This is a genomic window from Prochlorococcus sp. MIT 0801, from assembly GCF_000757865.1.
In the GTDB taxonomy this organism is placed as follows: Bacteria; Cyanobacteriota; Cyanobacteriia; order PCC-6307; family Cyanobiaceae; genus Prochlorococcus_B.
This window is the reverse complement of record NZ_CP007754.1, coordinates 1,332,043-1,348,598: the sequence shown is the minus strand read 5'-3', so window position 1 is coordinate 1,348,598 and position 16,556 is coordinate 1,332,043. Positions and strand designations below refer to the sequence as shown.

Here is a 16,556-nt window from a genome sequence, read left to right as displayed (position 1 = left end):
TTAATTAGTGATGCAAAAAAAAACACATGATTGAAACATCCGGCGTTATTGAAAAAGAACAAGGCAATGGATTTTATCTTGTAACTCTTGAACAGCCCGCTGGACATCAATGCTTATGTAGGGCAGCAGGAAAATTAACAAAATTCAGAATAAAATTGCTTGCAGGAGATAAAGTTCTTGTTGAAATCAGTCCCTATGATTTAACACGTGGACGTATTACATATAGAGAAAGAAACATAGGCCCTGGAGGAGGAAGGCAAGGTGGCAATAGACCAGGAGGGCCACGAAAAAGATAGACCTTGAATTGCTAATTAATTAGTTCATCTAATGCGGCTTTATATTCACTTCTTGCTTTAACGCCTTTCCATTGTTTTTTTAATTCCTTATTTTTAAAAAGTTGAACCGTTGGAGTCCCGCTTACTTCCGCTTGTTTGGCAATATCTTGGTCATTTTCAATATCAATTTCAACACCTATAGCGTTCCCTTTTGACTCGTTAAGAACTCTATGAAGTTGGGGCTTGAGAATGTGACAAGGGCCACAACTGCTGGATGTATAAACTACGAAGAGAGGTTTTTCTGTCTCGTGATACAACTTTCTTAATGCATAACTTCCCTTTTGCCATGTCTTGTCGGGGTCAAAATTTACCTCGTTACTAATTTCTAAAGTTTTTGTTGTCTCAGCTTTTGAGGGCTCTAATTCAACTCTTTTTATAAGTGTTGCTAAGTTGTTTTTTGTGAGCCATCTTTCAGCAGCTAAAGCTGCTTTGCAACCGCTGCCTGCCGCAGTAACACCTTGTCGCCATTCAGAATCAGCAACATCTCCAGCGGCATAAACACCTTCTAATGAGGTTTCAGGTCTTCCAGGTTTTGTTAGTAAGTAACCTTTTGAGTCTGTTCTTAACTGGTTGGTAAATAAAGAGGTGTTGGGAGTATGGCCAATTGCATAAAAAAGTCCCTTAGCTAAAATTTCATCTTCTTGGTTAGAGTCTCTTCGTTTAACTTTTAATTTCTCCAGCCAATCATTACCGATAACATCTAAAAGCTCTGTCTCCCAATGAATCGTAATGTTGGGATTTGCTTCTACTCGATCGGCCATTGCAGCAGAAGCCCTTAGTTTTCTTGATCTGACTAACAAATGTACATGGCTTCCATATTTTGTTAAATATTCGGCTTCTTCACAAGCCGAGTCCCCTCCTCCAATTACGGCAAGTTCTTCGTTTCTAAATTGAGGGGTTGCTCCATCGCAAATTGCACAGGCACTAATACCTTTACTCCAGAATAATTTTTCATTTTTAAGACCTAGACGATTGGCGCTTGCTCCGGTGGAAATAATTAAGGAGTTTGTTTTGATTTTTTGGGTAGTAGTAACAATAGAAAAGGGTCTTTTGCTTAGGTCAATTGATATGGCATCTTCTTCAATTAGATTTGTTCCCCATCTCACAGCTTGTGCTTTTATTAAATCCATCAATTCTGGGCCTTGAACTCCATTTGGAAAGCCTGGGAAATTCTCTACAAATGTTGTTGTCATTAATTGACCACCTGGGATTCCACCTTTCTCAAACCCAGTAACAATAAGTGGTTGTAGATTCGCTCTAGCCGCATAGATGGCAGCTGTATACCCAGCGGGTCCTGAACCTATAATTACTAAATTCTCAGTTTTTAATTCTTTTTTCTCGGCTGGCATGCAATACCAAATCAGACAGAATTATACGATATTAGAAAAATCGTGAAAGTGTATTTAAAGCATTAATAAATCAGATTATTTTTTTAAATCTCAAATTTATTTAAAATCAACGTTCTAAAAGTTCATCAGCGTCAAAATTTTCTCTTTGGAAATCAGGAACCTTTAAAGTTGAGGCTTTTATTCCCTCAGGGTAAGTGTTTATACAAGTAATCCATTCACAAAATTCTTGGCTGATAGCGTAACTATCTTCATATCTTTCCACGCTATCAAGTAAAGCTATTCGGCTGGCAGCCCAACAGCTCGCAATACTTATTCTCTTATTGAAAGAAGCATTCATGATTAATCCCCAACGAGCACACCTTTACATGCCAATGGGTGGTTAACTTGTGTTTTTTGGTACAAATTAGCGTTTTGTCTGGAAAACGAAATTATCACTTAAGATTTTAGATTTCCTTAATAATTGAAAAATGATATAAATATGCCTCTATCGATAGAAGTATTGATAGTTAATCTAATAGGATATATTATACGAATTAAGGGCTGATTACACTGCCTCTGTATGATTTATCAATAATTTTTCAACATCGTTTATACCTTCAATAGCTGCATTTTTTGCTAATTCTAAGTCTCCGTTTGCTTCTTCTTCCAATGCCTTAGCAATCTTATTTGTTAATTCTTCTTTCTTTCCTTCGATCATTACTATTATTTCATTTTCTATTACTTTCCTAACCGCCTTAGATGGCAATTTGTCATCCTTTGCTTCAGCAAACGTTCCTTGTATAAGTTCTTGGATAAATAAGCGATGAACTTCACTGCTTCTCAAAAAACTTTCAGTAGCATTAATTATTCCCTCAACCAGCGCTTCATCAGGCTCAGATTCTTTATTCGCTAGCTTGAATTCCCAGTCAAGATGTTTTCTTTGCCATCCAGATGAATGAAGACTAGGCATGACTGTCTGAGAAAATGTGTCTACAGACATTTCATAAATTCGTTCTGCTAAGCGCTCGCACCACTCTTTCCCATGACTTTGAAGATTCTTTTGCATGGCTGTTCTTGGAACAGCATGGCCACCGTGATGGCTATGACACACACCATCTGGACATTCGATCGCGGTAAGACTCATTTTTTCTGATCGATAACTTTTTGCTCAATTACTTCATAGCCAAGAAAAACTATTACGAAAACCTTTCTTAACTAAAAATGCTGGTATTAAAACGTTTACTCCTCTAGTCGTTTACTCCCCTAATCTTTAAGAGGATAAATTTTTTTACCTTGGTCAGTTTCTTAATTCCATTTGAATCAGCTTTAGGAGAAACACGCGTTTCAGCTACTCCAGAGACCGTTAAAAAGTTTTTGGACTTAGGCTGTAAAGTGTTTTTTGAAAAAGGAGCAGGAAAGGCTGCAGGCTTTTTGGATGCTAGTTATGTAGACGCTGGGGCTGAATTAGTTGAAATAGACAATGATGAAGTAAAAAAACTTGTTGATATTGTTCTCTGTGTGCAGCCTCCTAATGAAAAATTTCTTTCGCATTTAAAACAGGGATGTTTTCTTGTTGGTCTTCTTAACCCTTACGGAAATATATTGTTAGCCGAAACATTAAAATCCAAAAAAATTACTGCAATAGCATTGGAGTTGCTCCCTCGAATTAGCAGAGCTCAATCATCTGATGCGTTGTCTTCTCAGGCAAATATTGCTGGATATAAATCTGTACTTTTAGCTGCGAGTGCTCTTGACCGATATTTTCCAATGTTGATGACTGCTGCCGGTACTATTCAGCCTTCGAAAATTGTTGTTTTAGGTGCTGGTGTTGCAGGGCTTCAAGCTATTGCAACAGCAAAAAGACTTGGTGCTGTTGTTTATGTGAGTGATATTCGTGAGGATGTAAAGGAGCAAGTTGAATCACTAGGAGCAAGATTTATTGAACTTCCCAAGATTGACGAAACCCCATCAGAGTCAGGTGGATACGCAAAACAAGTCTCTGATGAATTTATAATCGCGCAAAGAAAAGAATTGGCAAAGCAATTATCTGAAGCTGATGTAGCAATTTGCACTGCTCAGGTGCCTGGTAAAAAAGCCCCCAAACTAATTGATGAAAATATGTTGGATGAAATGCGTCCTGGTTCGGTAGTGGTTGATCTTGCTGTGCTTAGTGGTGGTAATTGTGCATGTTCAAAATCAGGAGAAACTATTGTTAGAAAGGGGGTCAAGATTGTGGGTGCTTCTAATCTCCCTTGCTCAATACCAAATCATGCAAGTTCTTTATATTCGAGAAATTTATTGTCTCTTCTTCAGCCAATGTTTAAAGAGGGTAAGTTTTTAATTGATAACGATGATGAGCTTATTGCTGGTTCTTTGATTAGTAAGGATGGAGTAATACTCAAATCAGAGATTATTGAGAATGGAGGAACTAGGTCATGAGTTTTTTTAGTGAAGCTCTTTGGGTGCTTCTCCTTGGAAGCCTTTTGGGATTAGAGCTTATAGGAAAAGTACCTCCAACTTTGCACACTCCACTAATGAGTGGGGCTAATGCAATTTCAGGCATCACGATGCTTGCCGCTTTAACTTTAATAATAAAATCTGGAGATAATTTACCTTTACTAATAATTGGATCAATATCTCTTGGATTTGCTTTGTTTAATGTGATTGGTGGCTTCCTTGTAACAGACAGGATGCTTGCAATGTTTAGTCGTAAAAAAACTCGTAAATAGGATTATCTCTTATGACTTTTATTGCCCCCGTTAAGTTTGCTATTGATCTCCTGGCAGTTTTATTGCTTGCTTTAGGTATCAAAGGCCTTTCAAAAGTTAGATCAGCAAGAGAGGCGAATAGGCTTGCCGCCATTGCAATGATATTGGCTGCTTTTGGAGTATTGCTTAACTCTCAAGGAACCATAGGCATTACTATTAACTCTTGGATTTGGATAATTTCTGGAACTTTAATCGGAGGTCTTTTAGGTGCCTTAACTGCTAAAAGGGTTCCAATGACTGCGATGCCTGAGATAGTAGCTTTGTTTAACGGTTGTGGGGGGATGTCATCGCTATTGGTGGCACTTGGTGTGGCTTTGTTCCCCTCGACAGATGGCTCAGATGGTGTGGTCGGTGAACTTATTAGAAATTTCTCCATAGTCGTTTCACTTTTTGTTGGAGCCATTACATTTTCTGGATCAATTGTGGCAATGGCCAAGCTTCAAGGTTGGCTTTCTACACCAACTTGGACCCAAAGCAAAGCTAGGCATTTTTTCAATATTCTTTGTGCTGTTATTGCTTTGATAGGTGGAATCTATCTTTCAATCGATGGACAAAATGGTCTATTTCTTATTGTAATTGCTTCAACCTTGCTGGGTATTGGAGTGACTCTTCCTATTGGAGGAGCCGATATGCCTGTAGTTATATCCTTGCTAAATAGCTACTCAGGAGTTGCAGCAGCAGCGGCAGGCTTTGTTGTAGGTAGTCAACTTTTGATTGTAGCCGGTGCAATGGTTGGAGCTGCTGGATTAATACTTACTCAAGTGATGTGCGATGGTATGAACAGATCTTTAGTTTCTGTATTATTTGGGGGTGCACTTGGAGCTAGTTCTGTTGCTTCAGGAGGTGGAGGGGGAGAATATACAAATATTACTAGTTGCAGTCCAGAAGAATGTGCACTTACTCTTGAGGCGGCAGAGAGAGTCGTGATTGTTCCTGGTTATGGTCTTGCTGTGGCTCAGGCTCAGCACACACTTAGAGAGGTCACCAGAGTTTTAGAAAACGCCGACATTGAAGTCGCATATGCTATTCATCCTGTTGCAGGAAGAATGCCTGGTCATATGAACGTTCTGTTAGCCGAAGCAGATGTTCCTTATGAGCAATTAAAAGAAATGGATGTAATCAATCCTGAATTTCCTGCGACGGATGTTGTATTGGTTTTAGGAGCGAATGATGTGGTTAATCCTCAGGCCAAGTATGATCAGACCTCACCTTTGTATGGAATGCCAGTTTTAGATGTTCAAGAAGCTAGAACTGTATTTGTTGTTAAGAGAGGAATGAGTGCTGGATATTCAGGAATAAAAAATGACCTTTTTGATTTGCAAAATACCTCTATGGTTTTTGGAGATGCAAAAAAGGTTCTTGGAGATCTTTTATTGGAATTAAAGGAGCTTGGAGTTGGGAGTAAAGGATAATTTAACAAAAGAAGATTTACTCTCAGAGCTAGGAATAAGCCCTTTTAAAGAGCGTCTCCCTTGGATCGGTCCTGACCTTCAGACACTAAGAGATACCTTTGCCTCAGATGAATTGCCTGATGCCTATTCATCTGAAATTCGTATAAAGGTCCCACCTCTAAAAAGTAGAAAGGAAGGAGGAGGCTTCTTGGTTGCCTACTTGGATAAGCCATCAAGTGTATCGAGCATTAATGGTTTAGTTCTTCTTCTCCATGGTCTTGGTGGTTCTACTCGCAGAAGAGGCTTGACTAGGATGGCGAGTGCTTTGGTGCAATCAAATTTCGCTGTATTGAAGCTTAATTTGAGAGGTTCAGATCCATGTAGGAATTTTGTTGATGGTACCTATGCTGCTGAATGCAATAGTGATTTGATTCCTGTATTAAGGCGTGCCAGAGAGATTTCATATCAATTAACTGAAGACTATCAATCTTCAAAAAATGTTCCTGTCTTTGGAGCTGGGATTTCTTTGGGTGGAACTATTCTTTTAAATGCTTGCATGTGTGATGAGTCTTTATTGGATGGATTGGTATGTATAAGTAGTCCTTTGGATTTGAATGAATGTAGTTCTTCTATTGAAAGGCCAAGAAATTTTATTTATCAAAAATGGTTGTTAAATCGTTTGATTAGGCAAACTTTAGAAGATCCTTTTGGAATAGAAGAGACGGAAAAGAATGCATTGTTAATAAATAGAAAGGATAAAGAAAGAAAGATAAATGATATTAGATCTTTTGATAATTTGATAACTGCTCCAAGGTGGGGATATAAAGATGTTGGAGAATATTATGCAAAAGCATCTCCCTTCTTCTCTCTTATAGAAAATAAAAAATCTCTTCCTAAAACATTATTTATTCAATCCAAAGATGATCCTTGGGTGCCTTTTTTAGCTGCTGAAAAGCTAATGGAAAAAATGAAATCTTCTAATAATCAAATAGATAATCAATTTATTTTTACTGAGAAAGGAGGACATAATGGATTTCATGGTGTTCAAGGTTGTTGGGGCGATCAAGTTGTTTCTAAATGGTTTTTATCTTTGAAAACTATTTAATCTAAAACTGCATCTTTGTAATATTTTTTTCTGAATAATCTAAAACTTCTTCTCTTGCCCAGTTGTCAATTTCAAGAATTTCACTGAGGCTTGGATTTAGATTTAGGTCGCATTTATGTTTCTCGCAAATCGCCTCAATTACTTTTGGAATATCGATAAATTTAAACCTTTCTTTTAGAAAAAGTTCTACTGCTTTTTCATTAGCTGCATTAAGCACTGCTGGCATTGTCCCCCCTAATTTTCCTGCGCTGTAAGCAAGTTCCATACATGGATATTTTTTAGTATCTGGTTCTGTAAAAGTTAAATTACCTATTTCAGTAAGCTTTAATCTTGGCCATGGTGTTTTAAGTCGACTAGGCCAACTTAAGCAATACAAAATAGGGAGCTTCATATCTGGCCATCCCAATTGAGCTAAAACTGATGAATCATCCAATTCAACCATCGAGTGAATGATGCTTTGTGGATGGATAATGATTTCGATTTGCTCATATGAAAGACCAAAAAGATAATGCGCTTCAATGACTTCGAGTCCCTTATTCATAAGGGTTGCAGAATCTACAGTTATTTTCTTTCCCATGCTCCAATTAGGATGGCTAGTCGCATCCTCGACAGTTGCTTTGACTAAATCTTCAGCTTTCCAATCTCTAAATGCTCCTCCTGATGCGGTTAATTGTATTGATTTAAATCCTGGAGTAGGCACTCCAGTTGAGAGTCTTGCATTGTCAGCCCATGGCGTTCCTTGGAGACATTGAAATATCGCTGAGTGTTCAGAATCTGCAGGCAAGAGTCTACTTCCACTTTTTTTTAAAGCAGGAATGACAACTGGTCCTGCTGCAATCAAAGTTTCTTTATTTGCTAGAGCTAGGTCCTTCCCTGCTTCAATAGCTGCAAGTGTTGGTAGGAGGCCTGCACAGCCAACTATTCCAGTTACAACAAGATCTGCACTTTCCCAAGCTGCTGCAGTATTAAGTCCTTCGGCTCCCGCCATTAATAAGGGCTTCTTTAATATTTTTGAATCTTCATTGAGACTATTTATTCTTCTAGACAGTTCTGGCAAAAGAGACTCATCGGCTAGTGAAACGACTTCAGGTTGATGAGTTTCAATTTGTTTGATTACTAAATCAAGATTCTTTCCTGCTGTTAGTGCAACAATTTTGAATTGATCAGGAAACTCTTCTGCAATTTGAAGGGTTTGAGTTCCAATAGATCCTGTTGATCCTAAAACGCTTATGGCTTTCACATTGTGAAGTCAAGTATGACCAGTCTCCCATTTAAAGGTATAACCCAGTTATATATTTACCAGTTTCTTCTGGATTTTAATAGAGATTTATTATGCAAGAAAGGGAACAATGGAGATCAGGACTGGGATTCGCGCTCGCTGCGGCCGGTAGTGCTGTAGGCCTTGGAAATCTTTGGGGCTTTGCTTATAGGTCATCTCAAGGCGGTGGACTTGCCTTTCTTATCCTATATGTATTGGTAGTTTTAGTTGTTTGCCTACCTGTCTTAGTTGCAGAGATGGTCTTGGGGAGAAGCACTGCAAGTAGTCCTTTTCTTGCTCCAATCAAAGCTGCTGGAGAGAATTGGAAGCCTCTAGGTTGGTTATTTGCAATAGCTTCTTGTGGAATTCTTTCTTATTACGCAGTGATAATGGGATGGACAATTGATACTTTTTTCCATTCCTTATTTATTGGCCTACCCTCAGATATGACTGAGGCGGGAGAATTTTTTGGTAAAATTAGCAGTGGCAATAGTGTATTTGTAGGTCAAATAATCAGCTTATTGTTAACTGCTTTTGTTGTGGTTGCAGGTGTTCGCGGAGGTATAGAAAAACTAACAAAATGGGCAATGCCATTTTTATTTGGACTCCTTTTGTTGTTAGCTATATGGGCTGCAACTTTATCTGGTGCATGGGAAGGATATACATCATTTTTACTTAAATGGGATTCATCTCAACTTTTTGATAAAAACACAATAAGTAATGCATTTAAACAAGCTTTCTTTTCTTTAAGTTTGGGTATTGGAATTATGGTTGCCTATTCCTCATATCTAAACCGTAAAAATCATCTTCCTAAAGAAGCTTTGAGAGTTGCAACTTTGGATACTGCTGTGGGCTTACTCGCAGGGCTGATTACATTCCCTGTAGTTATGAGTTTTGGTTTGAAAGATGTTATCAGTGAATCAACTGTTGGGACTTTATTTATCGCTCTTCCAACTGGATTTGCAAATCTTGGATTGTTTGGGAGATTGATTGCTGCCGTTTTCTTTGGATTGGCCTTTATAGCTGCTATTACTTCTTCTATTTCATTAATGGAAGTACCAGTATCTTCTTTAATGGACAGGCTGAATTGGAGTAGAAAGAAGGCCGTTTGGACTTCAACATTAGTGATCTTTTTGATTGGAATACCGTCTGCTATTTCTACAGACTTTTTAGGCAAGTCCGATGCTATCTGTAATACACTCTTGATATTAGGTGGTCTTCTAATTTCAATTCTTTTGGGCTGGATTGTTCCAAATCGTTATGATGAGGATCTTGCAAATTCTAATGCTAATTTAAGAGTTAGAAGGTATCTAAAGTTTATGCTGCGCTGGGTGTCTCCACCAGTTATTGCTATTGGACTTTATTTAACAGTCTTATCTACAATAGAAACATTTGCTTAATCTGAAAGTTGTTTCCATTCAGTAACCCCTTTAGGTTTATCAATCAAATCAATTCCAATATTTTTCAAATCAGCTCTTATCTTATCAGCGAGTAAAAAGTCTTTATTAGCTTTTGCTAAGGATCTATTCTTTATAAGTTCTTCAATTTTATTAGTGTCAAGTTCAGGATTGTTTTTTGGTTTTTCTTGATTTAAATTTACTTTTAAGCCCAGAACTCCTGCTAACTCAGTGAGTAGTTCCCATTTATTAAAAACTTCATTTAAAAGATCTTTGTCAATTTCACTGATATCTTTTCCTTTTAATAAATTTAGGCATTTTTTAATAGGTTGAGACAATTCAAAAAGTATAGATAAAGCTCCAGATGTATTTAGGTCGTCATCCATATAGTTTTCAAAGTCTGATAATAATTTAAATGAGTCTTTATCAAGTTTACTGTTGGCAGATCTTTTTATCGGATTATCCAGGTTGATTTCGTTTTTAACTTGATCTTTAATTTTATAAATATAACCAAAAGACAGGCAATTATTTAATCTATCCCACCCTTTTGAAGCAGCTTTTAGCGCTTCTTCAGTAAAATCTAGTGGCTTTCGGTAATTAGTTTGTAACACAAAAAATCTCAAAGTCATAGGTGAAATATCTTCATCTAATAAAGACCTAATGGTTGTAAAATTCCCTAGAGATTTACTCATTTTTTCACCCCCCACATTAACCATTCCATTGTGTAGCCAGTATTTTGCTAACTCTTTCCCATTACAGGCTTCAGATTGAGCTATTTCATTCTCATGATGAGGAAATATAAGGTCTGATCCGCCAAGGTGAATATCAATACTTTCTCCTAATTCTTCTTTAACCATTGCTGAACACTCAATATGCCAACCTGGCCTGCCATTTCCCCAAGGTGAAGAGTAACTAACCTCATCTGAGTTGGACTTTTTCCAGAGAGCAAAATCAAGCGAATTCTTTTTACTTTCTTTTTGATTTGTTTTTAATCTCCCGGCTGCATTATCTATCTGATTCTCAATTTCTCTTCCACTAAGTTTCCCGTAATTTTTATGTTTATCTACTGAAAAATAAACATCACCATTTGATGAATAAGCTACTTTTTTTTGTTCTAATTCTTTTATGAAATTAATAATTTGATGGAGGCATTTTGTTGCTCTTGGCATGCTAGTTGGTCTAAGAATGGAAAGAGTATCCATATCTTTGTGGAATTCATTAATATTTCTTTCACTTAATTCATCAGTAGAACATCCTTCTTTATTTGCTCGATTAATAATTTTGTCATCAATATCAGTGAAGTTTTGTACAAATTTAACTTCAAATCCTTTCCAAATTAAAAACCGTCTTAATACATCCCAATTAAGATAACTTCTTGCATGACCAAGATGACAAAGATCATAAACAGTTACACCACAACAATATATTTTAACTTGATTAGGATTTATAGAAATAAAATCCTCTTTCTTTTTGGATAAGGTGTTTGTGAATTTTAGGGACAATTTCTTAGATAAAAATGTGAGAAATTATTGAATTTGTCAGCAACTATTTTGCCTCCATCCAATTTACTCCAACGCCAGTTTCAACGATAAGAGGGACACTAAGCTTTACAGCATTTTCCATAGTGTTTTGGACAAGAAGTTTTGTTTCCTCCAAATCTTTGGGATTAACTTCTAGCACGAGTTCATCATGCACTTGAAGTAGAATTTTCGCTGCCAATCCAGTCTTTTTTAAAGTTGAATGCAACTTAATCATTGCTAGCTTAATTATGTCTGCACTTGAGCCTTGAATAGGTGCGTTTGCTGCGGCTCTTAATTGTTGTGCTTCCATCCCTGCTCTTCTGGCAGTAATTAAATCAATTTCATTTGGTGGTGTTCCCAGAAGTCTTCCAAGCCCATTTTTATTGAAATGAAAATATCGTCTTCTCCCTAGCAATGTTTCAACAAACCCTTGGCTTAGGGCAAGTCTTTCTTGATATTCTAAAAATTTAAAAATGGCTGGATAACGTTCTTTGAATTTAATTAAAAAATATTTTGCTTCTATTAATGAAACGCCCGTTGATCTTGCAAACCTCTGAGCCCCCATACCATAAATAACCCCAAAATTTATTGTTTTTCCTATTCTTCTTTCATCGGCGTCAATAGCATCTTTTTCAAATAAAATTTTTGCTGTTAAAGAGTGGACATCTTCATTTTTTAAATAAGCATTTTTTAGTACTTCCTCACCTGAAAGATGTGTGAGTATACGAAGTTCAATTTGTGAATAGTCTGCGCTTAGAAGTTTCCAATCTTTTTGCGGAAGAAAAGCTTTTCTTATTCGTCTACTAAATTCAGTTCTGACAGGGATATTTTGCAGATTTGGATTGCTGCTACTTAATCTTCCAGTAGCGGTTACGGCTTGATTAAAATCTGTATGTACTCTTCCCGTTTCTTTTTCAATAAGCTGAGGCAAAGCATCTACATAAGTATTAAGCAACTTGCTTATAGTGCGATGTTCAATGATCATTTTTACTATTGGATGGTCTGATTCCAGTTTTTCCAATACAGCTGCATCTGTACTCCACCCTGTTTTTGTTTTTCTTGATTTTTTCCTATCTAAATCAAGTTTCTCAAAAAGTAATTCACCTAACTGTTTAGGTGAAGAAAGGTTAAACTTATTTCCTGCAATATTATAAACTTCTTTCTCGATAGTATTTAATGTTTTTGTTAACTCTAAAGATAAATCTTTTAGATAAGGTGTATCAATAATGATTCCTGTGGATTCGATTTCTGCTAAAACCTGCTCAAGTGGTTGTTCAACTTCTTTGAGTAGGTTTATCAATTTTATACTTGTTTCTTTTAATCTATTAATATAAATAATTGCTAATTTTCTTGTTAAATAAACGTCCATCCCGCAGTACATACTGGCAGACTTAATGTCCACATAAGAGAAGTCTTCTCCTTTTTTGACAACATCAGAAAAACTTTTGGGCTTAAATCCAAATTCTCTATAAGCAATTTCATCTAAACTATGTTTAAGGGTTGCATCACAAATATAATCTGCAAGTAAAGTATCAATCACAACGCCATTTAATATAATTCCGTGTCTTAGCAAAATCAGTCTGTCGTATTTTGCATTCTGTAGGGTTTTAGGATTTTCATTGCTAGAGAACCAATCCTGAAGTGCAAAGATAACTTCTTCAATCTTTAATTGATTTAATTGATTAATTTCTATTAAATCGTCCTCTTTATTTTGATGTCCAATTGGTATATAAACTATATCTTTTAACGATTCGCCAAAACAAAAACCTAAGCCAACAAGTTCAGCTTTAAAAGGGTTTAAATTGGTTGTTTCGGTATCAATGGCTATTGGTTTTGTCGCATCAGTATGTTTCATTATTTGCGCAACAAAAATATTAAGTTCTTCCAGATTATCTATAATTTTAGGCTCTATCTGAGGAATGTCTTTTGTTTCATTAAGCCTAGTTAGTTCAATATTCTCAATCTTATTATTAACGATCTTAGTTTCTTTTAATGAGCCACTTTTGTCTTGCTCTAATAGTCCTTCTTTAGAAAATATAGCTTTAAAAGTTGAAACTTGTTTTAATAAACTATGCAACTCAAGTTTTTTAAGGTTTTCAGCTAGCTTTGATTCATTAATTCCTTCTAAATTATAGTTTACTTTTGGTTCAATGGGAATTTTAATTAATATCTCTGCAAGCTTTCTTGAGAGATAGGCATTGTCTTTATCTGCTTTTAATTTTAATCTAACTGCTCCTTTTATCGCTCCCCGTTTAGCTTTCTCACCTTCTTTTTCTAACTCTTGGAGTGATTTATAGACTCCATCAAGATCAAGGTTCTCATTTAAAAGATTTATTGCTGTTTTAGGACCAACTCCTTTAACACCTGGGATGTTGTCTGAGCTATCACCAGTTAAGGCTTTCAGATCAACAACTTTGTTTGGATTGACCCCAAGTTTCTCCCTTACGCCTTCTTCATTAATCAGTTTAGGACTTCCACTTTTTGCATAAGGACCTCCACCCATGTACAAGACAGCTATGTCTCTTTCATCATCCACTAATTGGAATAGGTCTCTATCTCCAGAAAGGATTCTGACACTCCATCCTTTTTTAGCTGCATCATTTGCGAGTGTTCCTAAGACATCATCTGCCTCATATCCTGGGGCTTTGCAGATTGAGAGATTCAAGCTTTCTTTGAGAATCTCTTCAAGTTGATCTAAATCTTGAAAAAATATATCTGGTGCGACATCTCGATTAGCTTTGTAGTTTGGATCTTCCTTGTGGCGAAATGTTGGCTCAGCAGTATCAAAAGCAATTGTGACTCCTTTCGGTTCGATAGATTTACAATTATCTAAAAGGCTTTTTAGAAAACCATAGGTAACACTTGTGGGGAATCCATCTTTTGTGGTAAGACCTCCTTCACCGCCTTTGCTAAAAGCATAAAAACTTCTAAAAGCTAATGAATGGCCATCAACCAATAATAAAGTTGGCTTTTTTATTTCTGTCATAAATCAGTCGAAGTGTGATTAATCTATTAACTCTTTCTTTTTTTAGCCCAAGAAGGAAGATCAATAAAAACTCTCTCTCCAGGTTCTAATCCAGATATTATGGCAGTCTTACTGCCACTGCTTGTACCTAATTCAACTTTTTTAAATTCTGGTTGATTGTTATTGCCTACTATTAGAACCCCTGTTCTACCTTCTTCAGTAACAATTGCCACTGTTGGGATAAGCGTGCTGATTTTGGTCGCTCCAGTTTGAAAGTTGATATCAGATGTCATGCCAAGGCGTAAATCTTCGGGCCTATTGTCCAACAACAACGTAACTTCAAATGAAGTTACGTTGTTGTTCTTGATTGCACTTGGAGAGATTTTGGAAACAACTGCTTTAAAACGCTTATCAGGAAAAGCATCTACTCTGATACGTGCTTCTTGACCTGTTTTTATTCTTCCAATATCACTCTCAGGAACTTTCGCAACTATTTCAAGACCTTGAGAAAGTCTGACTATTGATGAACTTGTGGCCCCACCTTCCCTTGTGGAAGAAGCAGAGGTCGTAGGAGTTACGAATGCGCCTGGGACTGCGTATCTGCTTGTTATGACTCCTCTGAATGGGGCTCTAATGCTTGTGTCATTTTCTTCGATTTCTATTTGTTTGAATTTGGCTTTGCTTTTTAAAAATCTATTTTTATATTCTTCATACTCTTCAGCACTTATGGCCCCTTCTTTAAAAAGCATCTCCCTTCTTTTAAAGCTTGCTTTTTGAGTCTCATAATTAGCTTTTAACTCGTCAATTCTAAATTCCAAATCTCCGAAATCCATTTTCGCAATTAGATCACCTTTCTTAACCTGATCTCCTTCCTCTACGAAAATTTCGTCAAGGATTCCTTGTCTTTTTGGGCTTACATTTACGCTTTTATTTGCTTTTAATTCACCACTTGCTGTTATTAAACCAGGCAAACTGCCGCTTTCAGCAGCAATAGTGAATTGATTTATGTCTTTGTTCGATGCATTGTCTTGTGAAATTTTAAAACTAATTCCACCAACACTTAAGACCGAAAAAGCAATAAGGCCTATAACTTTTTTCTTTTTCAAATTTTTCCAAATCATTTTGTAAAAATCAAGTACTCAAGAGTTTTAGAAGTTTTAACGATGTTAAGAAAAAGCTTAGAAACTTTCCTTAAGAGATTTATAACAATATTTTCGCTGTTAATGGGCATGATTGGGTTTAATTTAGTCAGATTAATCAGCTGGGTTCCTTTAAAGAACCATTTCAATGCTTAAGGCCGGAATTGTTGGACTCCCTAATGTTGGAAAGTCCACTTTGTTCAATGCTCTTGTTGCGAATGCTCAAGCTCAAGCAGCCAACTTTCCTTTTTGTACGATTGAACCCAATGTAGGCTCTGTTTCTGTACCTGATCAACGCTTGAATTTGCTTGGAGAACTTAGTAATAGTAAGCAAATTATTCCAACGAGAATGGAGTTTGTTGATATTGCTGGTCTTGTTAAGGGAGCAAGTAAAGGGGAGGGACTGGGTAACAAATTTTTAGCAAATATAAGGGAGGTGGATGCAATAGTTCATGTGATTAGGTGCTTTAGTGATGATGATGTTATCCATGTTTCTGGATCAGTAGACCCATCAAGAGATATTGAGATAATAAACTTAGAATTAGCGTTATCTGATTTAAATCAGATAGAAAAACGTAGAGCTCGCTTAAAAAAACAAATAAGTACTAATAAGGAAGCAAAGTTAGAAGATGATGTGTTGGAACAATTAACCGAGGCACTTGAGAATGAAAACGCAGTTAGGACTGTTTCATTAACTGATGAAGAAAAAAAATTAATTAAACCATTAGGCTTATTAACTGAAAAACCAATTATTTATGCAACTAACCTTGGGGAAGATGAACTTGCGAATGGTAATTCCTATTCAGAAGAAGTAAATACACTGGCAACGAAAGAAGGCTCTGAATGTGTGAAGATTTCAGCGCAAGTTGAGGCTGAGTTAATTGAATTGGGGGAGGAGGAAAGAGATGATTACCTTAATGGTTTGGGAGTTGAAGAAGGAGGCTTAATCAGCCTTATTAAGGCTACATATCGATTGTTGGGTTTAAGCACTTATTTCACCACTGGAGAAAAAGAAACTAAAGCTTGGACTATTTCTGATGGGATGACAGCTCCTCAAGCAGCTGGGGTAATACATACAGATTTTGAAAAGGGATTTATTCGAGCTCAAACAATCTCATACAAAAAACTACTTGAAGCAGGATCTTTAGTAGAAGCTCGAAATAAAGGGTGGCTAAGAAGTGAGGGTAAAGAATATGTAGTTAATGAAGGAGACGTTATGGAGTTTTTATTCAACGTCTAGAAAGTTAGTCATACCAAGGGTTCTCAGGGGTTAGAAGAGGTGCTATTCTAGCTTTTGCAGTCTATACTTTTCTATTAGCATGAGAAATTAAAAAGTTGAGGAGAATTTAT

14 protein-coding genes are annotated in these 16,556 nt (G+C 36.5%); 7 read left to right on the top strand and 7 right to left on the bottom strand.

Annotated features, from left to right (window positions below; all coding sequences use genetic code 11):
- Positions 1-26: 26 nt before the first annotated feature.
- Positions 27-296 (top strand): translation initiation factor IF-1, encoded by a 270-nt coding sequence (infA, locus tag EW15_RS07280; RefSeq protein ID WP_038653700.1) that lies wholly within the window; start codon positions 27-29, stop codon positions 294-296.
- Between the two features lie 11 nt (positions 297-307).
- On the opposite strand, the gene trxB is transcribed toward infA, so the two are convergent.
- The 3 genes from trxB to EW15_RS07265 all read right to left on the bottom strand — a co-directional run bounded on the left by trxB (position 308) and on the right by EW15_RS07265 (position 2,807).
- Entirely contained in the window at positions 308-1,684 is a 1,377-nt protein-coding gene (gene trxB / locus EW15_RS07275; RefSeq protein ID WP_038653697.1) for a thioredoxin-disulfide reductase, read from the bottom strand.
- Positions 1,685-1,790: 106 nt separating this feature from the next.
- Entirely contained in the window at positions 1,791-2,021 is a 231-nt protein-coding gene (locus EW15_RS07270) for a hypothetical protein (RefSeq protein WP_038653694.1), read from the bottom strand.
- A gap of 207 nt (positions 2,022-2,228) precedes the next feature.
- A complete protein-coding gene (locus EW15_RS07265; protein ID WP_038653691.1) occupies positions 2,229-2,807 on the bottom strand; it encodes a hypothetical protein in 579 nt (192 codons plus the stop codon).
- Between the two features lie 149 nt (positions 2,808-2,956).
- On the opposite strand from EW15_RS07265, the gene EW15_RS07260 reads away from it, so the two are divergent.
- From EW15_RS07260 to EW15_RS07245, 4 genes are read left to right on the top strand one after another with little or no spacing between them, the layout of a single operon-like run.
- On the top strand, positions 2,957-4,102 hold the full coding sequence (locus EW15_RS07260) for a Re/Si-specific NAD(P)(+) transhydrogenase subunit alpha (protein WP_038653688.1): 1,146 nt from the start codon (positions 2,957-2,959) through the stop codon (positions 4,100-4,102).
- The gene (locus tag EW15_RS07255) at positions 4,099-4,392 is read left to right on the top strand and encodes an NAD(P) transhydrogenase subunit alpha (RefSeq protein WP_011294842.1); all 294 of its coding nucleotides are present in this window, start codon (positions 4,099-4,101) and stop codon (positions 4,390-4,392) included. Before EW15_RS07260 ends, EW15_RS07255 begins: the two co-directional genes overlap by 4 nt.
- 11 nt (positions 4,393-4,403) lie before the next feature.
- Positions 4,404-5,843, top strand: coding sequence for an NAD(P)(+) transhydrogenase (Re/Si-specific) subunit beta (locus tag EW15_RS07250; RefSeq protein ID WP_038653685.1), 1,440 nt, complete (start codon positions 4,404-4,406; stop codon positions 5,841-5,843).
- The gene (locus EW15_RS07245; protein ID WP_038653682.1) at positions 5,827-6,927 is read left to right on the top strand and encodes an alpha/beta fold hydrolase; all 1,101 of its coding nucleotides are present in this window, start codon (positions 5,827-5,829) and stop codon (positions 6,925-6,927) included. The genes EW15_RS07250 and EW15_RS07245 overlap by 17 nt, the downstream gene beginning before the upstream one ends.
- A 1-nt stretch (position 6,928) precedes the next feature.
- Here EW15_RS07245 and EW15_RS07240 read toward each other — a convergent pair whose 3' ends face one another.
- Positions 6,929-8,167 (bottom strand): 1-deoxy-D-xylulose-5-phosphate reductoisomerase, encoded by a 1,239-nt coding sequence (locus EW15_RS07240; protein ID WP_038653679.1) that lies wholly within the window; start codon positions 8,165-8,167, stop codon positions 6,929-6,931.
- A 92-nt stretch (positions 8,168-8,259) separates the two neighbouring features.
- On the opposite strand from EW15_RS07240, the gene EW15_RS07235 reads away from it, so the two are divergent.
- Positions 8,260-9,585 carry a sodium-dependent transporter gene (locus tag EW15_RS07235; RefSeq protein ID WP_011824159.1) on the top strand — a complete coding sequence of 442 codons (1,326 nt, stop codon included), beginning with the start codon at positions 8,260-8,262 and terminating at the stop codon, positions 9,583-9,585.
- Here the strand turns inward: EW15_RS07235 and cysS are convergent.
- Genes cysS through EW15_RS07220 form a run of 3 tightly spaced genes read right to left on the bottom strand, consistent with a single transcriptional unit; the run spans position 9,582 to position 15,188 of the window.
- Complete coding sequence (cysS, locus tag EW15_RS07230) at positions 9,582-11,084, bottom strand: cysteine--tRNA ligase (RefSeq protein WP_038653676.1); 1,503 nt, start codon at positions 11,082-11,084, stop codon at positions 9,582-9,584. The genes EW15_RS07235 and cysS overlap by 4 nt on opposite strands.
- 43 nt (positions 11,085-11,127) lie before the next feature.
- Positions 11,128-14,088 carry a DNA polymerase I gene (polA, locus tag EW15_RS07225; RefSeq protein ID WP_038653673.1) on the bottom strand — a complete coding sequence of 987 codons (2,961 nt, stop codon included), beginning with the start codon at positions 14,086-14,088 and terminating at the stop codon, positions 11,128-11,130.
- Between the two features lie 26 nt (positions 14,089-14,114).
- Positions 14,115-15,188, bottom strand: coding sequence for an efflux RND transporter periplasmic adaptor subunit (locus EW15_RS07220; RefSeq protein WP_038653670.1), 1,074 nt, complete (start codon positions 15,186-15,188; stop codon positions 14,115-14,117).
- Between the two features lie 166 nt (positions 15,189-15,354).
- Here EW15_RS07220 and ychF point away from each other — a divergent pair, with 166 nt between their 5' ends.
- Positions 15,355-16,446 (top strand): redox-regulated ATPase YchF, encoded by a 1,092-nt coding sequence (gene ychF, locus EW15_RS07215; protein WP_038653667.1) that lies wholly within the window; start codon positions 15,355-15,357, stop codon positions 16,444-16,446.
- Positions 16,447-16,556 lie beyond the last annotated feature (110 nt).